Source organism: Microbacterium sp. No. 7, from assembly GCF_001314225.1.
In the GTDB taxonomy this organism is placed as follows: Bacteria; Actinomycetota; Actinomycetes; order Actinomycetales; family Microbacteriaceae; genus Microbacterium.
Map to the genome: position 1 here is coordinate 4,417,987 of NZ_CP012697.1, position 16,810 is coordinate 4,434,796.

Consider the following 16,810-nt stretch of genomic DNA (forward strand, 5'->3'; position numbering starts at 1 on the left):
GCGAGCGGTTCGTAGGGCGGCGACTGTGGGCGGGGCGCCGCGGGGCAGGCGCCCGAACTCCTCCAATCTGCCGGGTGCGCGTCGCCGCAGCCGCGGAACGGCGCGGGTGCAGCGCGCCGACCCCACCGGATCGGAGGAGTTCGGGCCGGGCACCCGCCAGGTCACTCCGCCGTGCGGGCGGCGAGCAGGGCGGTGAGGGCGTCGGCGAGGCCGTGCTCGTCGGCGGCGGCGAGGCGGCCGCCGATCACGACCGGCTCGCCCGCGACGAAGACGTGACGCGGGCGGCGCCCGGGCGAGGCCCACAGCAGACCCGCGACGGGATCGGTGACGCCGGCGTCGGCGACGCCCGACACGTCCCACACGCACACGTCGGCCGCGGCGCCGACCGCGAGCGTGCCCAGCTCGGGGCGGCCGAGGCCGCGCGCCGATCCCGCGGTCGCCATCTCCAGCACCGTGCGGGCGGCGAGCGCCGGCCCGCGCAGGCCCGACACCTGCATCGCGAGCCGCGCATCGGCGAGCAGATGCCCCGCGTCGTTCGAGCCGCCGCCGCTCGTGCCGAGGCCGACGGCGATCCCGGCATCCCGCAGCTCGGCGACGGGGGCGATGCCCCAGCCCATCGGCACGTCGCACCCGGGGGCGTGGGTCGCGGTGACGCCGGCCCGAGCGATCCGCTCGATCTCGCCCGGCACGAGCTCGCACAGGTGCGCGAGCGTGACGTCGGGTGCGAGCCATCCCCACTCGTCGAGCAGGTCGAGCGGACGGCGCCCGTACTTCTCCGCCGCGATCGCGACGTCGACCTGCTCGTTCGACTGCGTGCGGCGGCGCAGGCCGTGCCGCTCCGCGACCTCCGCCATCAGCGCGAACGTCTCCGGCGCATCGGAGTGCACGCCCGCGGGACCGACCGCGATCTGCAGCATGCCGCCGTGCGTGACCCCGCCGCGCGGCACGAAGGCCCGCGCGATCGCGTCGGCGCTCGCCGCGGCCTCCTGCGGGTCGTCGCGCGCCGAGCCGCGCACGAACACGAGCCGTGCGCCGAGCCCGGCCGCGGCGTCGACGACGGCGCGCACGATGTCGACGCCGTCGCCGGACGGCCACGTGAGATGGTGGTCGGCGACGGTCGTGACGCCGCTCAGCAGCGATTCCGCGAGCCCGACGGATGCCGCGGTGCCCGCCAGCTCGGCATCCACGCCGACCCGGGAGTAGGCCGCCGCCATCGTCGGCAGCCACTGCGACATCGGCACGCTGCGCGTGCCCGGCAGCGTGCGGAACGCGGACTGCAGCAGGTGATGGTGGGCGTTGACGAGCCCCGCGGTCACGACGCAGCCCGAGACGTCGAGCACCCGCTCGTCGCCGCGCGCGGCCTCCGCGATCACCCCGTCGCGCAGCACCAGATCGGCACCGTCCTCGAGCCCCCCGGGCCGCACGACCGCCCGCGCGCCCACCAGCCTGATCCCGCTCATCCCCGCGCCCCCTTCACGCCCTCATCCCCCTCGCCGCTCGGCTCCCGCCCCGCCCCGGCGCCCGCCCCGAGACGGCGGGTTTCTCGCCGAGACGGTGCCTTCTGCAGCGAGATGGTGGGTTTCTCGCCGACACGGTGCCCCACCCTTTCGGCGAGAAACCCGCCATCTCGACGGGAAAGGGGCGTGCTCGGCGAGAAACCCACCGTCCGGGCGAGGGAGGCCGCGCTGCGCGGGGTCACCGGGCACCGCCGAGCTCGCGGCCGATCTCGGCGACGGCGCCGGCGTAGGCGCACTCCTCGCCGGGGGCGGCGCCGCCCGAGAGGTCGACGCCCACGACGCCGTCGACCGCGAGCAGCTCACGTCCCAGCGCGACGGCCGCGGCGATGCCGGCCGACCGCACGTCGCGCTGCGAGAGGATGCCGTCGACGTATCCCGGCGGCAGCGCCAGCGTCGTGAACGAGCGCAGCAGCGCCGCACTCCCCTCGTCGAGCACGATCGGCAGGCACGGGACGAACCCCGCCCGCGACCCGAGCGCCCGCGCCGCCGCGATGAACCTGCGCACGGGCTCCGCCCCGCCGCAGTGGTTCACGAAGCACAGCTCGGCGCCCGCGCGCTCCTTCTGCACGAGCCGTGCGGGACGGTGCGCGACGGGCGGCGTCGTGGGCGCCTCGGCGACCGTGACGAGATGCCCTGTGGCGCGCGCGAGCGCGGCCAGCTCCGTGCTGTCGAGGTCGAACACGGGCTGGGCGTCGGGTCGCGAACCGGTCTGCGTGTGATCTCCCGTGATGCAGTGCACGGCCGCGACCCCGACGTCGGCGAGTCCCGCCAGCTCGCCCTCCAGCGCGACGCGGTTGCGGTCGCGGCAGTTCAGCCCGATCATCGGCGCGATCCCCTCACGCGCGATCAGGTGCGCACGGTACGTCGGCGAGAACTGCACGCGCGCCGAGCCGTGGTCGCCGGCGAGCACGGCATCCACGCTGCCGCGCAGCGCCTCGGCGCACTCCGCGATCGAGCGCGCGTCGAGCGCCCGCGCGGGGAAGTCGGCGACGACGACGGCACGCGTCGCCAGCAGCGCGCGCATGGCGACGGCACCAGCGCTCTCGCGCGCGGCCGATGCCTCTCCTCCGCGCCATTCCCGGGGGGCGGATGCCGCGAACGCGCACGGCAGTGCGGCATCCACCTCGCACGACCCGTCGAAGCCGACGCCGCCGCACGGCCCGTACTCCATGTGCTTGGGGCACTGCGCCGTCGCCGCCGCCCACACGGACTCCCGCACCGCCACGTCGCTCATGCCCTCACCGCCCCCACTCGCCGACCGGATGCCCTCGGCGCCGAGCCGGTGGGTTTCTCGCCGACCGGGTACCCTCCTCGCCGAGACGGTGGGTTTCTCGCCGAGAATGTGCCCCGCCATCTCGCCGAGAAACCCACCATCTCGGCACAGAACCCACCATCTCGGCGCCGAGCCCACCCGCGGGCGCCGAACCCGCCTCGCACGCCGAACCCGCCACCGCCCGGTGCCTCAGCCGGCGCGGACATGGCGGTCCCATCCATCGCCGACGCGACGGTACTCCAGGCGGCGGCTCGCGGTCTGGGTGCTGCCGAACCAGAACGTCATGCGCACCGGTTCGACGACGAACCCGGTCCAGCTCGGCGCCTGCGCGAAGCCGTCGGCCCGCGCCGCCGCGAACGACGACCAGCGCACGATGCGCTCGGCCTGCGGCAGCGCGGCGAACTCGTGCGTGTTGAGCCACGCGAGCTCCTGCAGGTAGGGCGACCGCGCCGCGTACGCGCGCGCCAGCTCCTCGGCGTCGGCCTCGCGCGCCCAGCCCTGCACCGTGAGCTGCCGCGCGTCGTCGACGAGCGGGATGCACAGCGCGACGCCCGCGCCCGCGCGCAGCTGCGCGACCTTGCGCGACGCGACGTCGGTGTGGAAGTGGAAGCCCGTGGCATCCAGCTCGCTCAGCAGCACCGACCGCGCGTCGGGCAGCCCGCCCTCGTCGATCGTCGCGAGCGTCATCAGCGGCCCCGGATGCGCGGATGCCGGAATCCACTCCCGCGCCAGCACGAACGGATCGGCCGGTGCCCCCGCGATCAACTCCATCACGTCATCACCTCCCCACCCCACGCCCGTTCAACCGCGGTGAAGTGTGGGTCCTCACGCCCCGTACCCGCACTTCGCCGCGGTTGAACGGAATGGGGGATGCGAGCCATGGGCGACCTCACCCCGCTCACCAGTCGTCTCCCTCGCGCGGGCCGATCGGCCAGCGGGCGATCTCGGCGATCGACGCGCGGCCGGCCTCGACGAGCTCGGCGGCGAGCCGCTCACCCTCCGCCGCCGTCGCCGCCGTCGGGTCGCCGAGCACACCGCCGGTGCCGAAGTCGTCGGACAGCCAGCCGAACTGCACAGGCGCGCCCGCGAAGCCGATGCGCGAGAACGCCGCGAGCGCGTCGGGCACGGCTCGCACGCCGCGCGACAGCGACACGAGCTCGGGGGCGAGGTGCAGCATGAGCGAGGTCTCGCCGTGCCCGCCGTGGATGCCGAACCCGCGTTCGTCCGGTCCTTCGGCGCCGTCGCCGACGGGCACCCGGATCCCCTCGGCGAACGTGCGCAGACCGAACCGGCGGCGCAACTCGCGCAGCGCGACGCCGAGCGGCGCGACGTTGCCGCCGTGCCCGTTGTAGAAGAGCACGGTGCGCGCGGGCGTGCGCGCGATCGATCTCCCCAGATCGACGAGCGTCGCGAGGAACGTCGCGCTCGACAGCGTCATCGTGCCGGGCGCCCACGCGTGCTCGTCCGACTTCGTGTAGGCGAGGGTCGGCAGCAGCCACACGTCGTGCCCGTCGGCGGCCGCGGCATCCACGATGCGCGCCGCGATGCGCTCGGCCATGATCGCATCCGTCGCGAGCGGCAGATGCTCGCCGTGGTGCTCGATCGCGCCGGTCGGCAGCACGAGGATCGACGAGGCGTCCAGTACCCGCCCGGCCTCGGGCCCGCTGAGGTGGTCGAGACGCCTCATAGCTGGCTGCCCGTGTCGACCGTGGCGGCGACGTCGAGTTTTCCGGGGTTCAGGATGCCGGTGGGGTCGGTCTGCGCGGCGAGCTCGCGCGTCGCCTCGGGCTCGTAGTCGACGAACCACTGGTGCGGGTTGTGGTAGCCGACGCCGAGCGCCTCGATGCGCGGGAAGCCGGCGTAGACCTCCTCGGGCGACGAGTAGCGGCCCGCGAGCATGCCGATCGGCCGGCCCTGCTGCGCCTCGACGTGCAGCATCCCGCCGGGGTAGACCGCCTCGAGCTCGTCGATGCGCTCGACGAGGCCGTCGCCGATGACCTCGACGTGGAAGTACGTGTTCGGATAGGCCTTCTGCAGCCATTCGATGGGGTGGTTGTAGCTCGTCATCGACAGCTTGATGCACGCCGGCGCCCCCGTGCGCACGTCGACGACGGTGCCGCCCGCGGCCTCGACGAGCGCCGTGGCCTCGGCCACCGACGCCTCGTCGAGGATCGCCCGCAGGCTCGCCTTTCCGGGCAGGATGGCGGGGTCGGCGGGCAGCGCGCCCGCGAGCACGGGGCCGTCGCCCGAGACGAGGCGCGGCGTCGGCTCGAGCCGGCCGATCTGCCGGATGACGCCGAGCAGGTCGTGGTAGTCGTCGAAGCTCGCGAAGAACGCGCGCCAGTCCTGCAGCGGCTCGAGCCGCACGGTCACCCGCGCGATGATCGCGACGGTGCCGTACTTGTGCAGGTACTTCTCGGTGTCCGCGCCCTCGACGCGCACGAGCTCGGCGTCCTCCGTCGCGTGCACGACGTCGAGCGCCGTGACGAAGCCCGTGTGCAGCATGCCGTGCTTGATCGAGCCGGTGCCGCCCGACCCGCCCGAGACGAAGCCGCCGATGGACGACTGGGCCGTCGACGGGTACATCAGCACCTGCTGGCCCGCGCGGTTCGCCGCCTGCTCCACGGCGATCATGGGCGCCCCGGCCTCGGCGGTGAGCCATCCGTCGCCGACCTCGACGACCCGGCGCAGCCGCGACAGGTCGAGCACGGCGCCGCCCGCCATCGGCAGGGTCTGGCCGTAGTTCGCGGTGCCCTTGCCGCGCGGGGTGATCGGCACGCCGTGGCGCACCGCGGCGCGCACGATCGCGGGGATGTCGTCGACGGATGCCGGGGTCACGACGACCTGCGCCCGGCCGAGCGGCAGCTGCGCCGCGATCACGGGCGAGAGGTGCGAGCCGTCGGTCGAGGCGCGCTCGAGGTCGCCGTCGTCGGTGCTCACCGCGTCGGGAAGGAGCTCCCGCAGCTCGAGGGTGAACGCGTCGATGCGCGCCGGGTCGACGACGGTGACAGACATGGGAGGGGTCCTTTCGGGGTGTTGCGGAGACGATCCCGCCGATCGAGCGGGTGGGTGTCACCCCGCTGATCGAGCGGGTGGATGTCACCCCCGCTGATCGAGTGCCCGCGGCGGAGCCGCGGGTGTATCGAGATCCGGGTAACGGACCGTGGGATGGGTTTCGATACGCCGCCTGCGGCGGCTACTCAACCAGCGGATGGTGAAACCTGCGGGGCGGGTGTCACCCCCGCCGATCGAGCGGGTGGGTGTATCACCCCCGCTGATCGAGTGCCCGCGGCGGAGCCGCGGGTGTATCGAGATCCGGGTAACGGACCGATACACGGGTTTCGATACGCCGCCTACGGCGGCTGCTCAACCAGCGGAGGTCACGCCGCCTGCGGCGGCTGCTCGACCAGCGGAGGGCGAAACCGGCGGGGGCGGGTGCCCGCGGGCGGTCCGACCGACGGGGGCGGATGCCAGAGCTCAGTGCATGATCATGCCGCCCGTCACGTTGAGGGCCTCGCCGGTGACGTACGCGGCGTCGGACGAGGCGAGGTGCGAGACGACCGCGGCGACGTCCTGCGGCGTCGCGAGCCGGCCGAGCGGCGACCGCGCCGACCACTCGGCGATCTGCTCGGGCGTGCGGGAGTCCTCGCCCATGTCGGTGAGCACGTAGCCGGGGCACACGGCGTTCACGGTGATGCCGTGCCCTCCCCACTCCAGCGCCGCAGCGCGGGTGAGCGCCACGACGGCCGCCTTCGACGCCGCGTAGTGCCCCTCGTGCGCGCCGCCGGCCTTGGCCGCCATGCTGGAGATGTTGATGATGCGGCCCCGCCCCTGCGCGATCATCGCCGGGGCGACGGCCTGCATCGTGACGAGGATCGCGCGGGCGTTGATGTCCATCATCCGGTCCCACTCGTCGATCTCGATGTCGAGCAGGTCGACGAGCCGGAACACCCCCGCCGAGTTGACGAGCACGTCGACCCCGCCGAGCGTCGACGCCGCCGCGGCGATCTGCGCGCGGGTGTCGTCGGGGTCGGCGAGGTCGACGCGCACGTACGGCCCGCCGAGCTCGGAGGCCACGCTGATGCCCTCGGCCTGCAGCCGGTCGAGGATCGCGACGATCGCTCCGTCGGCGGTCATCCGCCGCGCGATCGCCTCGCCGATGCCCCGCGCCCCTCCCGTGACGATGGCACGCACGCCGTGCAAGCGACGGGTGCGGATCAAGGGAGGGGCGGTGGTCATCGTCGGTTCTCCGTCTCGGTGTCAAGGGGGTCGCCGCGCCGGGCCGGCCGGCGCGGCGCGGGGGTCAGAACGTGATCGTCGTGTCGATGAACTCGTTCGTGTACAGGTCGGTCGGCTTCAGGCCGTCCTTCACGGGCAGGCCCTGCTCGCGGTAGATCGGCTCGACGATGTCGAACAGCTCCTGCACCCGCGCGTCGTCGGCCACGCCCATCTGGCCGTTCGCGTCGTTGCCGGCGAGGCCCTCCTCGAGCTGCTTGTCGACCGAGAACTCGGCGACGCCCTGGCTGTAGACCCAGCCGGTGTTGTACGCCTCGACGAGCTCGAGGATGAGGTCGATCGTCGCGGCGGGCGACGCGTAGAAGTCGACGGTCGCCTGCTGCAGCACGGGCACGAGCTCGGTGAGGCAGTCGCGGTACTTCTCGACATTCTCGGGGATGACGCTCATCATCGCCGCGTACTTCGGGTAGCCGGCGTCGTTGATCAGCTGGTAGGCGACGGGCTTGCCCCACTCGGCGATCTCGTTCTCGTAGATGTAGGGCTCGGCCGACGCGAAGCCCTGCTGCGCGATCTTGCCCTGCTCCGAGACGAACACGGCCGGCGTGCCATCGTAGGTGGCATCCACCTGGTCGGCGGTGAGCACGCCGCTGCCGACGAAGTAGTCCATGTAGGTGCCGCCGGGGAAGACGCGGATCGAGACGCCCTCGGTGCCGAGGTCGGCGATCGTCTTCGCGTTCGGGTAGACGGTCGGATCCCACATGATCATCTGCGGGTCCTTCTGCAGCGGCGCGAAGACGCTGACGGTGGGCAGGTCGCCCGAGTGCGCGATCGCCTCGTCGGTGCCGACGTAGGCGAGGAAGATCGACGGGTCGTTGTACATCTGGGCGTTCGGCTGCGTGAAGCCGGTCGCCGGGCCGCCCGAGAGGATCGTCACGTCGACGCCGGTGTACTCGCCGGATGCCAGGAGCGGCCCGGTCACCGACTTGTTCTGCCCGTCGACCTCGTAGTCGTCGCCGAGCAGCGCGTAGAGGTGGCCGTGCTCCGACTCGGGGTTCCAGTCGGTCTGGATGCGGATGTCGGCGGGGCAGCCCGCCGCGGCGAGGTCGACGGCGCCGATCTCGACACCGGCATCCGCCGTGCTCGACTCGGCGGACTCGGACGGTGCGGCGGGGGTGCTCGACGAGCACGCGGCGAGGGCGAGGGCGCCGATCGCGACCACGCCGACGGCGCTGGCCTTGCGGTAGCTGCGCATGGGGTCTCCTTGGTGTGTGGGATGGATGCTGTGGGTCGGAACGCCGCGGCTCAGCCGAAGTCGTACCACTTGCCGACGGCCCGGCGACCGAGCCAGCCGAAGAACAGGAAGATGACGACGCCGAACAGCGACGCCACGAGGATCGAGGCGAACAGCTCGGGCGCCTGCAGCCGCGACTGGTAGGTCGCGATGAGGCCGCCGATGCCGCGCTCGCCGCGCTGGAAGAAGAAGTCGCCGACGACGGCGCCGACCACCGCGAGGCCCGCCGAGGTGCGCATGCCGAGGAACATCGAGGGCAGCGCGGCGGGCAGCTCGAGCTTGCTCAGCACGATCCAGCGCGACGCCTTCTGCAGCTGGAACAGCTCGCGCATGCCGCGGTCGACCGACTGCAGGCCGAACAGCGTCGTCGACACCATCGGGAACAGGGCGATGAGCACGCACACGACGACGCGGGCGAAGAAGTCGTAGCCGAACCAGAAGCCGATGAGCGGCACGACCGCGAGGATCGGGATGGACTGCAGGATCACGGCGTACGGGAAGGTGGTGCGCTCGACCCACTTGGCGAGGTTCATCGTGATCGCCCACAGCACGCCGAGGATGATCGCGAAGACGAGGCCGACGAGCGCGACCTGGGCCGAGACCCAGAGCGCCGCGAAGATCTCGGGGCCGGTCTTCGGGTCGAAGTAGACCGCGAGCACCTGCTCGGGCCGCGGCATGAGGAACCCGCGCGTGCCGAGGGCCGCGTTGATGACGTAGACGGCGGCGACGATGACCGCGAGCAGCGCGATCGGCGGGATCCACAGGCTCGGCCGCATCCACTTCGGACGGGGCCGGGATGCCGCGGGCGGCGGCTCGACCGGCGGGGGCGCGGATGCCGGCGACGCGGCGCCCGCGATCGGGGTGCCGGTCGCGGCCGGCTCGGTGGAGGTCATCAGTGGTGTCCTTCCCGCAGGGCGTGGGAGACCTCGCCGACGAGGCGGGCGAACTCGCCCGTGTAGCGGATCTCGGGGTCACGGGGCATGTCGAACGGCACCTCGAACTGGTCGACGATGCGGCCCGGGCGGCCCGACATCACGACGACCTTGGTGGAGATGTAGACGGCCTCCGAGACCGAGTGGGTGATGAACAGGCCCGCGAACCGGGTCGCGGCGAAGAGCCGGATCAGCTCGTCGTTGAGGTTCTCCCGGGTGATCTCGTCGAGTGCCCCGAACGGCTCGTCGAACAGGAACAGCTCGGGCTCGAGCGTCAGCGAGCGGGCGAGCGAGGCGCGCATGCGCATGCCGCCCGAGAGCTGCCGGGGCAGGTGGCTCTCGAAGCCCTTCAGGCCGACGAGCTCGATCGTCTCGCTCGCCTTCTTGCGCCGCTGCGCCTTGGTCTGCCAGTTGAGCTCGGCGAGCAGCTCGACGTTCTCCTGCACGGTGCGCCAGGGCAGCAGCGTGGCGTCCTGGAAGACGTAGCCGATGCGGTCGGTCGCCATGGTGGCGACGCCGTCGCTCGCCGTCTCCAGCCCCGAGGCGATGCGCAGCAGCGTCGACTTGCCGCAGCCCGAGGGGCCGACGACCGTGACGAACTCGCCGCGGTCGACCGTGAGGTCGACGCCGCGCAGCGCGACGGTGCCGCCGGGAAAGGTCATCTCGACGTTGCGGAAGTCGAGCAGGGTGCCCGTGGCCGCAGACGCGCGGGCCGCGGAGGCGGTGGTGGGAGTGGTCATGCGAGAACCCGATCTGTCGGGGCGGGTGCGGGCGCGGCGACGCTGACGGTGCAGACCGTCGAGGCGACGAGGCGCCCGCGATGGATGACGTGGCGGCTCGGGTCGGCCGTCGCCGCGACGTCGTGGAGGGAGCTGCCGCGCACGGCGAGCAGCTCGGCGCGACCGCCCACGACGGGGCCGGCCGCGGGCAGCCGCATGACGTCGCGGGCGCCCGTGCTGACGAGCCGATAGGCCTCGTCGACGGTCGTGTGCGCCGCGGTGACGAGCAGCGACACCGTCTCGAACGGGTCGCAGCGGCCGAGCGGGTTGAACGGGTCGCGCACGTTGTCGGCGCCCGCGCCCAGCCGTGCGCCCGCGTCGAGCAGCGCGCGCACGGCGGTGAGCCCGCGGGGCGTGGAGACGGGGTGCCCCCAGCCCTGCAGGTAGAGGTTCGTGATCGGCAGGGTGATGATGCCGAGATCGGCCGCGAGAACGTCGGAGATCGCGGCATCCCGCTCCTCCGCGGGCAGCGTGCCCAGGCGCACGCAGTGGCCCGCCGAGGCCGTCATGCCCGACCGGCCGGCGCGCGGCCAGCCGGCGACGCGGCGTGCGAAGACGGGCAGCGTGAGGGCGCCGCCGAGCGACTCGTCGGTGTGCAGGTCGATGCTCGCGCCGCGGCGCTCGGCGAGCGTGAGCAGCCGGTCGAGCTCGACGAAGGGGTCGGATGCCAGGTGCGGCACGCCGCCGACGAGGTCGACGCCGAGGTCGAGGGCGGCCTCGAACACGGCCGTGTCGATCTGGTCGTCGGCGAGCGCGACGAGCTCGATGTCCATGAGGCCCGTGAGGCGCTCGCGCACCTGCAGCAGCGCCTCGACGCCCCGCAGCGGCTCGTCTCCGCGCAGCAGGTCGACGTGCGAGCGGATGGCGGTGAAGCCCTTCGCGAGCATCTCCAGGGCGGTCTGCTCGGCGCGCGCCGCGATCGACGCGACCGTCTCGGTCGCCGAGAACGCCCGGAACTGCTGGATCGCCGTGACGAGGTCGCCGAACGGCGGGTTCGCGAGCTCCCACGTGCGCGACTTGTCGAGGTGCGCGTGCGGCTCGGCGGCCGCCGGCAGCAGCACGTGGCCGTGGAGGTCGAGCTCGTTCGCGCCGGGCGCGGCGGTGCCCGCGGCGACCACGCCCGCCACCGTCTCGCCGTCGAGCACGACGTCGACGATCCGCCCGTCGGCGAGCGTCGCGCCGCGCAGGACGTCGAGCTGCTGCGAGAGCGGAAGGGACACGGGAACTCCTAGATTTCTCTGCCGCGATCGGGTGTGTTCGCGGTGCGGCGTCGTCGGTGACGGGCCGATGTCAGCGACGGTACGTACCGCCTGTTTCGGCCGCGTAACACGTTCGTTTCTGTCTGTCCGGACCGCGGTTCGGGGCGCGGATGCTGTGGTGAGGTGGTGTCGGAAGAAAGGCAGCATCCATGAGTTCACCGCCCACGGGAGACGTGCGGGTCGAGGTCGTCGGCCGCGACGACGCGGCGGCCGGCGTCGTGCAGGTCACGCTCGCGCGCCCCGACCGCACGCCGCTTCCGGGCTGGCAGCCCGGTGCCCACATCGACCTGTTCCTGCCGACGGGCGACATCCGCCAGTACTCGCTGTGCTCCGACCCCGCCGACCCGCGAACGTGGCGCATCGCGGTGCTGCGCGAGCCCGAGGGACGCGGCGGCTCGCGCTTCATCGCCGACGAGCTGCGCGTCGGCGACGCTCTCACGGCGGCCGGACCGCGCTCGCACTTCGCCTTCGACGCCGGGGCGACGTCGAAGGCCGTGCTCATCGCGGGCGGCATCGGCATCACGCCGATCCTCGCGATGGCGCGCGCCGCGGCCGAGGCCGGGCGCGACTACGAGCTGCACTACGCGGGACGCGCGGGACGCATGGCCTTCGTCGACGAGCTGCGCGAGCGGCACGGCGACCGGCTCGTGCTGCATGTCTCCGACGAGGGCACGCGCCTCGACGTGGCGGCGGTCGTCGCGGAGGCGGCGGGCGCGGGTGCGGTCGCCGAGGCGGCGGGCGGTGCGGGGGTCGCGGAGGCGGCGGGCGGTGCGGGTGCGGGCGGCGCGGGGGTCGCGGCGGAGCTGGTGTGCTGCGGGCCCACGCGCCTGATCGACGCCGTCACCGTGGAGGCGGGGCGCCACGGCGTCCCCCTGTCGGTCGAGCACTTCGAGCCGGCCGAGCTCACGGCGCCCGTGTGGGATCAGGCGTTCGAGGTCGAGCTCGCGATGTCGGGCATGACGATCGAGGTCGCCCCCGGCCAGTCGGTGCTGCAGGCGATCGAGGACGCGGGCGTGCTCGTGCTGTCGAGCTGCACCGAGGGCACCTGCGGCACGTGCGAGACGCCCGTGCTGGAGGGCGAGGTCGACCACCGCGACTCGATCCTGAGCGCCGCGCAGCGCTCCCGCAACGACACCATGTTCGTCTGCGTCTCCCGCGCCGCCTGCCCCCGCCTCGTCCTCGACCTGTAGCCGATTCCCCCGCTGGTCGGGTGACCGCGGCGGAGCCGTGAGCGTATCGAGACCCGTGTAACGGACCGCGGCAAGGGTTTCGATACGCGCGCTGACGCGCGCTACTCAACCAGCGGGACCACACGCCCACCCGCCCCACCCCTGCCGGCCGAGTACCCGCGGCACAGCCGCACCCCACCCCGCTGGTCGAGTGCCCGCGGCGCAGCCGCGGGCGTATCGAGACCCATGTAACGGACCGCGGCAAGGGTTTCGATACGCGCGCTGACGCGCGCTACTCAACCAGCGGGACCACACGCCCGCCTACCCCACCCCGCCGATCGAGCGCCCGCGGCGCAGCCCGCCCCTACCCCCGCTGGTCGAGTGCCCGCGGCGCAGCCGCGGGCGTATCGAGACCCATGTAACGGACCGCGGCAAGGGTTTCGATACGCGCGCTGACGCGCGCTACTCAACCAGCGGGACCACACGCCCACCCGCCCCACCCCGCCAATCGAGCACCCGCGGCGCAGCGCCGCCCCCACCCCGCTGGTCGAGTGCCCGCGGCACAGCCGCGGGCGTATCGAGACCCGTGTCACGGACCCGGTACCCTCGACCGCATGAGCGATCTCGTGGTGACGGTTCCCACTCCGCAGCTGGCCGACGACGTCGGCGCGATCGACGGAGCCGAGGTGGTGGTCTGGCCGATGGATGCCGCGAGCCCGCGCCCGCGCGTCGACCTGGTCGTGCTCCCGTACCTCACCCAGGGCCGCGCGCTGCCGCAGCTCGCGACGGTCGAGGCCGGGCTCGTGCAGAGCCAGGCGATCGGCTTCGACGGCGTCGCCGAGCGGCTGCCCGCCGGCGTCGTGTACGCCAACGCCGCGAGCGTGCACGAGACGTCGACGGCCGAGCTCGCGCTCGCGCTGACCCTGGCATCCCAGCGCCGGCTGCCGGCGTTCGTGCGCGCGCAGCAGCGCGGCGCGTGGGAGTTCACGTTCACCGAGAGCCTCGCCGACCGGCGCGTGCTGCTGCTCGGCTACGGCGGCGTCGGCAAGGCCGTCGCTGCGCGCCTCGCCGGCTTCGAGGTCGAGCTCACCGCGGTCGCCTCGCGTGCGCGGGACGAGGACGGCATCCACGTGCACGGCATCGACGAGCTGCCCGCGCTGCTGCCCGGCGCCGAGATCGTGATCGTGACACTGCCGGCGAACGACGCGACGCGGCATCTCGTCGACGACGCGTTCCTCGCGGCGCTCCCCGACGGCGCGCTCGTGGTCAACGTCGGCCGAGGCCCGCTCGTCGACACCGACGCGCTCGTCGCGCACGTACGGCAGGGCCGCGTGCGCGCCGCGCTCGACGTCACCGATCCCGAGCCGCTGCCCGCGGACCATCCGCTGTGGTCGCTCGACGGCGTGCTCATCTCGCCGCACGTCGGCGGCGCGTCGGCGGCGATGCAGCCCCGCGTCGCCCGCCTCGTGCGCCGCCAGATCGAGCACCTCCTCGCCGGCGAGGAACCCGAGAACGTGGTGCTGCGCACCTGAGCGCCCCCGCTGGTCGATACGCCTGAGGGCCGTGGGAGGGGTTTCGATACGCGCGCTGCGCGCGCTACTCAACCAGCGGAGCCACACGCCCGCCCCACCCCACCCCCGCTGATCGAATGCCCGCGGCGGAGCGGCGGGCGTATCGAGATCCATGTCACGGACCGTGGGAGGGGTTTCGATACGCGCGCTGACGCGCGCTGCTCAACCAGCGGGACCACACGCCCGCCGCACCCCACTCCCGCTGATCGAGTGCCCGCGGCGCAGCCGCGGGCGTATCGAGACCCATGTCACGGACCGCGGCAAGGGTTTCGATACGCGCGCTGCGCGCGCTACTCAACCAGCGGAGCCACACGCCCGCCCCGCCCCACCCCCGCTGATCGAGTGCCCGCGGCGGAGCCGCGGGCGTATCGAGATCCCTCCCACGGGCCGATACGCGGGTTTCGATACGGCACCGCCTCCTCACCTGGCGGGGTGAGGAGCGGGCGCAATCAGGGGGCGTGGTCGCGGCCGGCGAGCTGGTCGAGGGCGTGGTCGAGGATGCCGTCGAGCACGGCGAGCCCATCGCGCACGCCGCCGGGCGAGCCGGGCAGGTTGACGACGAGCGTCGTGCCCGCGACACCGGCGACGCCGCGGCTCAGCAGCGCGAGCGGGGTGTGCTCGGCGCCGCGGCGGCGCAGCTCCTCGGCGATGCCGGGGACCTCGCGGTCGAGCACGGCCCGCGTCTGCTCGGGCGTGCGGTCGGTCGGCGAGAGCCCCGTGCCGCCCGTCGTGAGCACCATCCGGCATCCGTCGTCCACCGCCGCGCGCAGCGCCGCGCCGACCGGATCGCCGTCGGGCACGACGACGACGCGCGCCGCCCACCCCCGCTCGGCCAGCCACGCCGCGATCACGGGACCCGTGCGGTCCTCCCGCTCCCCCGCCGCCGCTCGCGTCGACGCCACGATCACCGCCGCTGTACCCGTCACACCCCCATCCTGCCCTGGTGCCCCCTTCCCTGCCGAGATGGTGGGTTTCTCGCCGAGACGGTGCCTACCACCCCGGCGAGAAACCCACCATCTCGCCGGGGGTGAGGGGCGGTGCGAAGAACCCAACCGCGGCATCGTGCGGGTGCGCCGCACACCGGAGCGCACTTTGCCGCGGTCGAAGAAGCACTCCTGACCTTCAACCGCGGTGAACTGCGGGTGTTCCCCGCGCCGACCCGCGATGTGCCGCGGTTGGGTGGGGCGGGGCAGGCCAGCGCGGCGCCACGGCAGCGCGGGTCAGTGCGGGTAGCCGCGGCGGGCGACGAGCTCGGGCAGCTCGTGCACGCGGGCCGACGCCTCGGCGGCGAGGGGGTTGAGCGAGACGCCCCCGGCATCCACGAGCTCACCGCCCACGTACACGCGCTTCAGGTTGCGGGGGCTCATCGCGAGCACATACGACCGCACCGGATGCCACAGCGGCCCGACGTCCGGCGACAGCGGATCGACCACGACGAAGTCAGCGAGCTTGCCGACCTCCAGCGAGCCCACGCGGTCGTCGACCCCGAGGATCTCCGCGCCGCCGAGCGTGTGCAGCCGCAGCATGAGCTCGGGCATCATCGACAGCGGGTCCTTCGTGCGCGCCCGCTGCATGTAGATGCCCATGCGCATGTTCTGCCACGGGTCGGACACGTCGGTGCACGCCTGGTCGTCGAGCCCCACGCCGACGCGCATGCCCATCTCCAGCATCTCGGGCACGAGCGCGACGCCCGACGCGAGCCGGCCGTTCGACGCCGGCTGCCACGACATCGACGCGCCGCCCGCGACGGCCTCGGCGATGATCTCCGGCGTCGTCTGGATGAAGTGGCCGAACATCAGGCCGAGGCCCAGCGCCCCAGCATCCCGGTACAGCGCGAACTTGGCCTGCTGCACGTCGATCGCCTCGGGCGACTCCAGGAAGTGCGCCTGGTTCGTCACGCCGAACCGGCGCATCGCCTCGACCTCCAGCTCGGCCGCCTCCGGCCGCGGCGACCACTGCACCTGCCCCATGATCGAGCAGCCGAGCGCGCGGTCGGGGTCCATGCGGCGGGTGTGCGCGACCGACGCGCCGAACCGGTCGAAGATCTCGTCGTCGCCGCCGACCGTGACGTCCATCCCGATGGAATCGACGAAGCGGATGCCGGAGTCGCGGCATCCGTCGGCCTGGCGCGTGTGGTAGTCGAGGTCGCGGATGCCGGCCGTGCCGGTGCGCCTGCCGTCGACCATCGGCTCCCACGCCTGCAGCGGGTCGGTGAAGTTGTAGGCGGTCGTCACGCCGTTCGAGAGGAAGTCGAGGCATCCGTGCAGCGTCGACCAGTACAGCTGCTCGGCGCTCATGTGCGCCGTCGTGCCGAGCATCGCGTCGCACCAGCCGTAGAGGGTGTCGGCGACGCCGAGGCCGCGCAGGCCGCTCGTGAACAGGTGCGAATGGCTCGACACGAAGCCGGGGGCGACGAACGCACGCTCGACGTCGAGGGTCTCGTCGACCGCCGCCCGGTGCGCCGCGGGGGGCTCGCCCGAGCCGATCGCGGCGATGCGGCCGTTCTCGACCAGCATCCACCCGTCGTCGATGTAGCCGGGGTCGTCGGTTCCGGCGGGGACCGTGATGAGGCGCGCGTGCGTGACGAGGAGTGACATGCGTGCACGCTACGGGCGGGATGTTTCCGGGGCGTGTCGAGGGCGAAACCGGGCGGGGCTTCGGCGCCGGCCCGGTCCGAACTCCTCCGATCTGTCGCGCAACCCCGCCGAGTAGGCCTCTCTCACCCGCTGCGCCGCCGGATCGGAGGAGTTCGGGCGCCGACGCCCGGCCGCCACACCCCGTGA

The 16,810-nt window shown here is 73.4% G+C and carries 14 protein-coding genes; 2 read left to right on the forward strand and 12 right to left on the reverse strand.

Annotated features, from left to right (window positions below):
• Positions 1-161: 161 nt before the first annotated feature.
• The 10 genes from AOA12_RS20450 to AOA12_RS20495 all read right to left on the reverse strand — a co-directional run bounded on the left by AOA12_RS20450 (position 162) and on the right by AOA12_RS20495 (position 11,248).
• A complete protein-coding gene (locus AOA12_RS20450) occupies positions 162-1,460 on the reverse strand; it encodes an amidohydrolase family protein (RefSeq protein ID WP_054686593.1) in 1,299 nt (432 codons plus the stop codon).
• A 235-nt stretch (positions 1,461-1,695) separates the two neighbouring features.
• Positions 1,696-2,751, reverse strand: a complete 1,056-nt coding sequence (locus tag AOA12_RS20455) for a methylenetetrahydrofolate reductase C-terminal domain-containing protein (protein WP_082406427.1) — start codon at positions 2,749-2,751, stop codon at positions 1,696-1,698.
• A gap of 228 nt (positions 2,752-2,979) precedes the next feature.
• Complete coding sequence (locus AOA12_RS20460) at positions 2,980-3,561, reverse strand: pyridoxamine 5'-phosphate oxidase family protein (RefSeq protein WP_054686594.1); 582 nt, start codon at positions 3,559-3,561, stop codon at positions 2,980-2,982.
• 127 nt (positions 3,562-3,688) lie between these two features.
• Positions 3,689-4,477: a creatininase family protein gene (locus AOA12_RS20465; RefSeq protein ID WP_054686595.1), complete on the reverse strand. Its 789-nt coding sequence runs from the start codon at positions 4,475-4,477 to the stop codon at positions 3,689-3,691.
• Entirely contained in the window at positions 4,474-5,805 is a 1,332-nt protein-coding gene (locus AOA12_RS20470; protein WP_054686596.1) for an FAD-binding oxidoreductase, read from the reverse strand. Before AOA12_RS20470 ends, AOA12_RS20465 begins: the two co-directional genes overlap by 4 nt.
• A 462-nt stretch (positions 5,806-6,267) precedes the next feature.
• Complete coding sequence (locus tag AOA12_RS20475) at positions 6,268-7,029, reverse strand: SDR family NAD(P)-dependent oxidoreductase (RefSeq protein ID WP_054686597.1); 762 nt, start codon at positions 7,027-7,029, stop codon at positions 6,268-6,270.
• Positions 7,030-7,093: 64 nt separating this feature from the next.
• Positions 7,094-8,278, reverse strand: a complete 1,185-nt coding sequence (locus AOA12_RS20480) for a DUF1806 family protein (protein WP_054686598.1) — start codon at positions 8,276-8,278, stop codon at positions 7,094-7,096.
• 50 nt (positions 8,279-8,328) lie between these two features.
• Positions 8,329-9,210, reverse strand: a complete 882-nt coding sequence (locus AOA12_RS20485) for an ABC transporter permease (protein ID WP_054686599.1) — start codon at positions 9,208-9,210, stop codon at positions 8,329-8,331.
• A complete protein-coding gene (locus AOA12_RS20490) occupies positions 9,210-9,989 on the reverse strand; it encodes an ABC transporter ATP-binding protein (RefSeq protein ID WP_054686600.1) in 780 nt (259 codons plus the stop codon). The genes AOA12_RS20485 and AOA12_RS20490 overlap by 1 nt, the downstream gene beginning before the upstream one ends.
• Positions 9,986-11,248, reverse strand: coding sequence for an amidohydrolase family protein (locus AOA12_RS20495; RefSeq protein ID WP_054686601.1), 1,263 nt, complete (start codon positions 11,246-11,248; stop codon positions 9,986-9,988). Before AOA12_RS20495 ends, AOA12_RS20490 begins: the two co-directional genes overlap by 4 nt.
• Before the next feature lie 188 nt (positions 11,249-11,436).
• On the opposite strand from AOA12_RS20495, the gene AOA12_RS20500 reads away from it, so the two are divergent.
• Both AOA12_RS20500 and AOA12_RS20505 read left to right on the forward strand, forming a co-directional pair.
• Positions 11,437-12,477, forward strand: coding sequence for a PDR/VanB family oxidoreductase (locus AOA12_RS20500; protein ID WP_054686602.1), 1,041 nt, complete (start codon positions 11,437-11,439; stop codon positions 12,475-12,477).
• A 593-nt stretch (positions 12,478-13,070) separates the two neighbouring features.
• Positions 13,071-13,988: a 2-hydroxyacid dehydrogenase gene (locus AOA12_RS20505; protein ID WP_054686603.1), complete on the forward strand. Its 918-nt coding sequence runs from the start codon at positions 13,071-13,073 to the stop codon at positions 13,986-13,988.
• Positions 13,989-14,476: 488 nt separating this feature from the next.
• Here AOA12_RS20505 and AOA12_RS20510 read toward each other — a convergent pair whose 3' ends face one another.
• Entirely contained in the window at positions 14,477-14,953 is a 477-nt protein-coding gene (locus tag AOA12_RS20510; RefSeq protein WP_054686604.1) for a MogA/MoaB family molybdenum cofactor biosynthesis protein, read from the reverse strand.
• Between the two features lie 294 nt (positions 14,954-15,247).
• The gene (locus tag AOA12_RS20515) at positions 15,248-16,624 is read right to left on the reverse strand and encodes an amidohydrolase family protein (RefSeq protein WP_054686605.1); all 1,377 of its coding nucleotides are present in this window, start codon (positions 16,622-16,624) and stop codon (positions 15,248-15,250) included.
• Positions 16,625-16,810 lie beyond the last annotated feature (186 nt).

Coding starts and splice junctions, on each gene's coding strand:
- AOA12_RS20450 (WP_054686593.1), bottom strand. CDS start 1,460: ATGAGCGGGATCAGGCTGGTGGGCGCGCGGGCGGTCGTGCGGCCCGGG.
- AOA12_RS20455 (WP_082406427.1), bottom strand. CDS start 2,751: ATGAGCGACGTGGCGGTGCGGGAGTCCGTGTGGGCGGCGGCGACGGCG.
- AOA12_RS20460 (WP_054686594.1), bottom strand. CDS start 3,561: ATGGAGTTGATCGCGGGGGCACCGGCCGATCCGTTCGTGCTGGCGCGG.
- AOA12_RS20465 (WP_054686595.1), bottom strand. CDS start 4,477: ATGAGGCGTCTCGACCACCTCAGCGGGCCCGAGGCCGGGCGGGTACTG.
- AOA12_RS20470 (WP_054686596.1), bottom strand. CDS start 5,805: ATGTCTGTCACCGTCGTCGACCCGGCGCGCATCGACGCGTTCACCCTC.
- AOA12_RS20475 (WP_054686597.1), bottom strand. CDS start 7,029: ATGACCACCGCCCCTCCCTTGATCCGCACCCGTCGCTTGCACGGCGTG.
- AOA12_RS20480 (WP_054686598.1), bottom strand. CDS start 8,278: ATGCGCAGCTACCGCAAGGCCAGCGCCGTCGGCGTGGTCGCGATCGGC.
- AOA12_RS20485 (WP_054686599.1), bottom strand. CDS start 9,210: ATGACCTCCACCGAGCCGGCCGCGACCGGCACCCCGATCGCGGGCGCC.
- AOA12_RS20490 (WP_054686600.1), bottom strand. CDS start 9,989: ATGACCACTCCCACCACCGCCTCCGCGGCCCGCGCGTCTGCGGCCACG.
- AOA12_RS20500 (WP_054686602.1), top strand. CDS start 11,437: ATGAGTTCACCGCCCACGGGAGACGTGCGGGTCGAGGTCGTCGGCCGC.
- AOA12_RS20505 (WP_054686603.1), top strand. CDS start 13,071: ATGAGCGATCTCGTGGTGACGGTTCCCACTCCGCAGCTGGCCGACGAC.
- AOA12_RS20515 (WP_054686605.1), bottom strand. CDS start 16,624: ATGTCACTCCTCGTCACGCACGCGCGCCTCATCACGGTCCCCGCCGGA.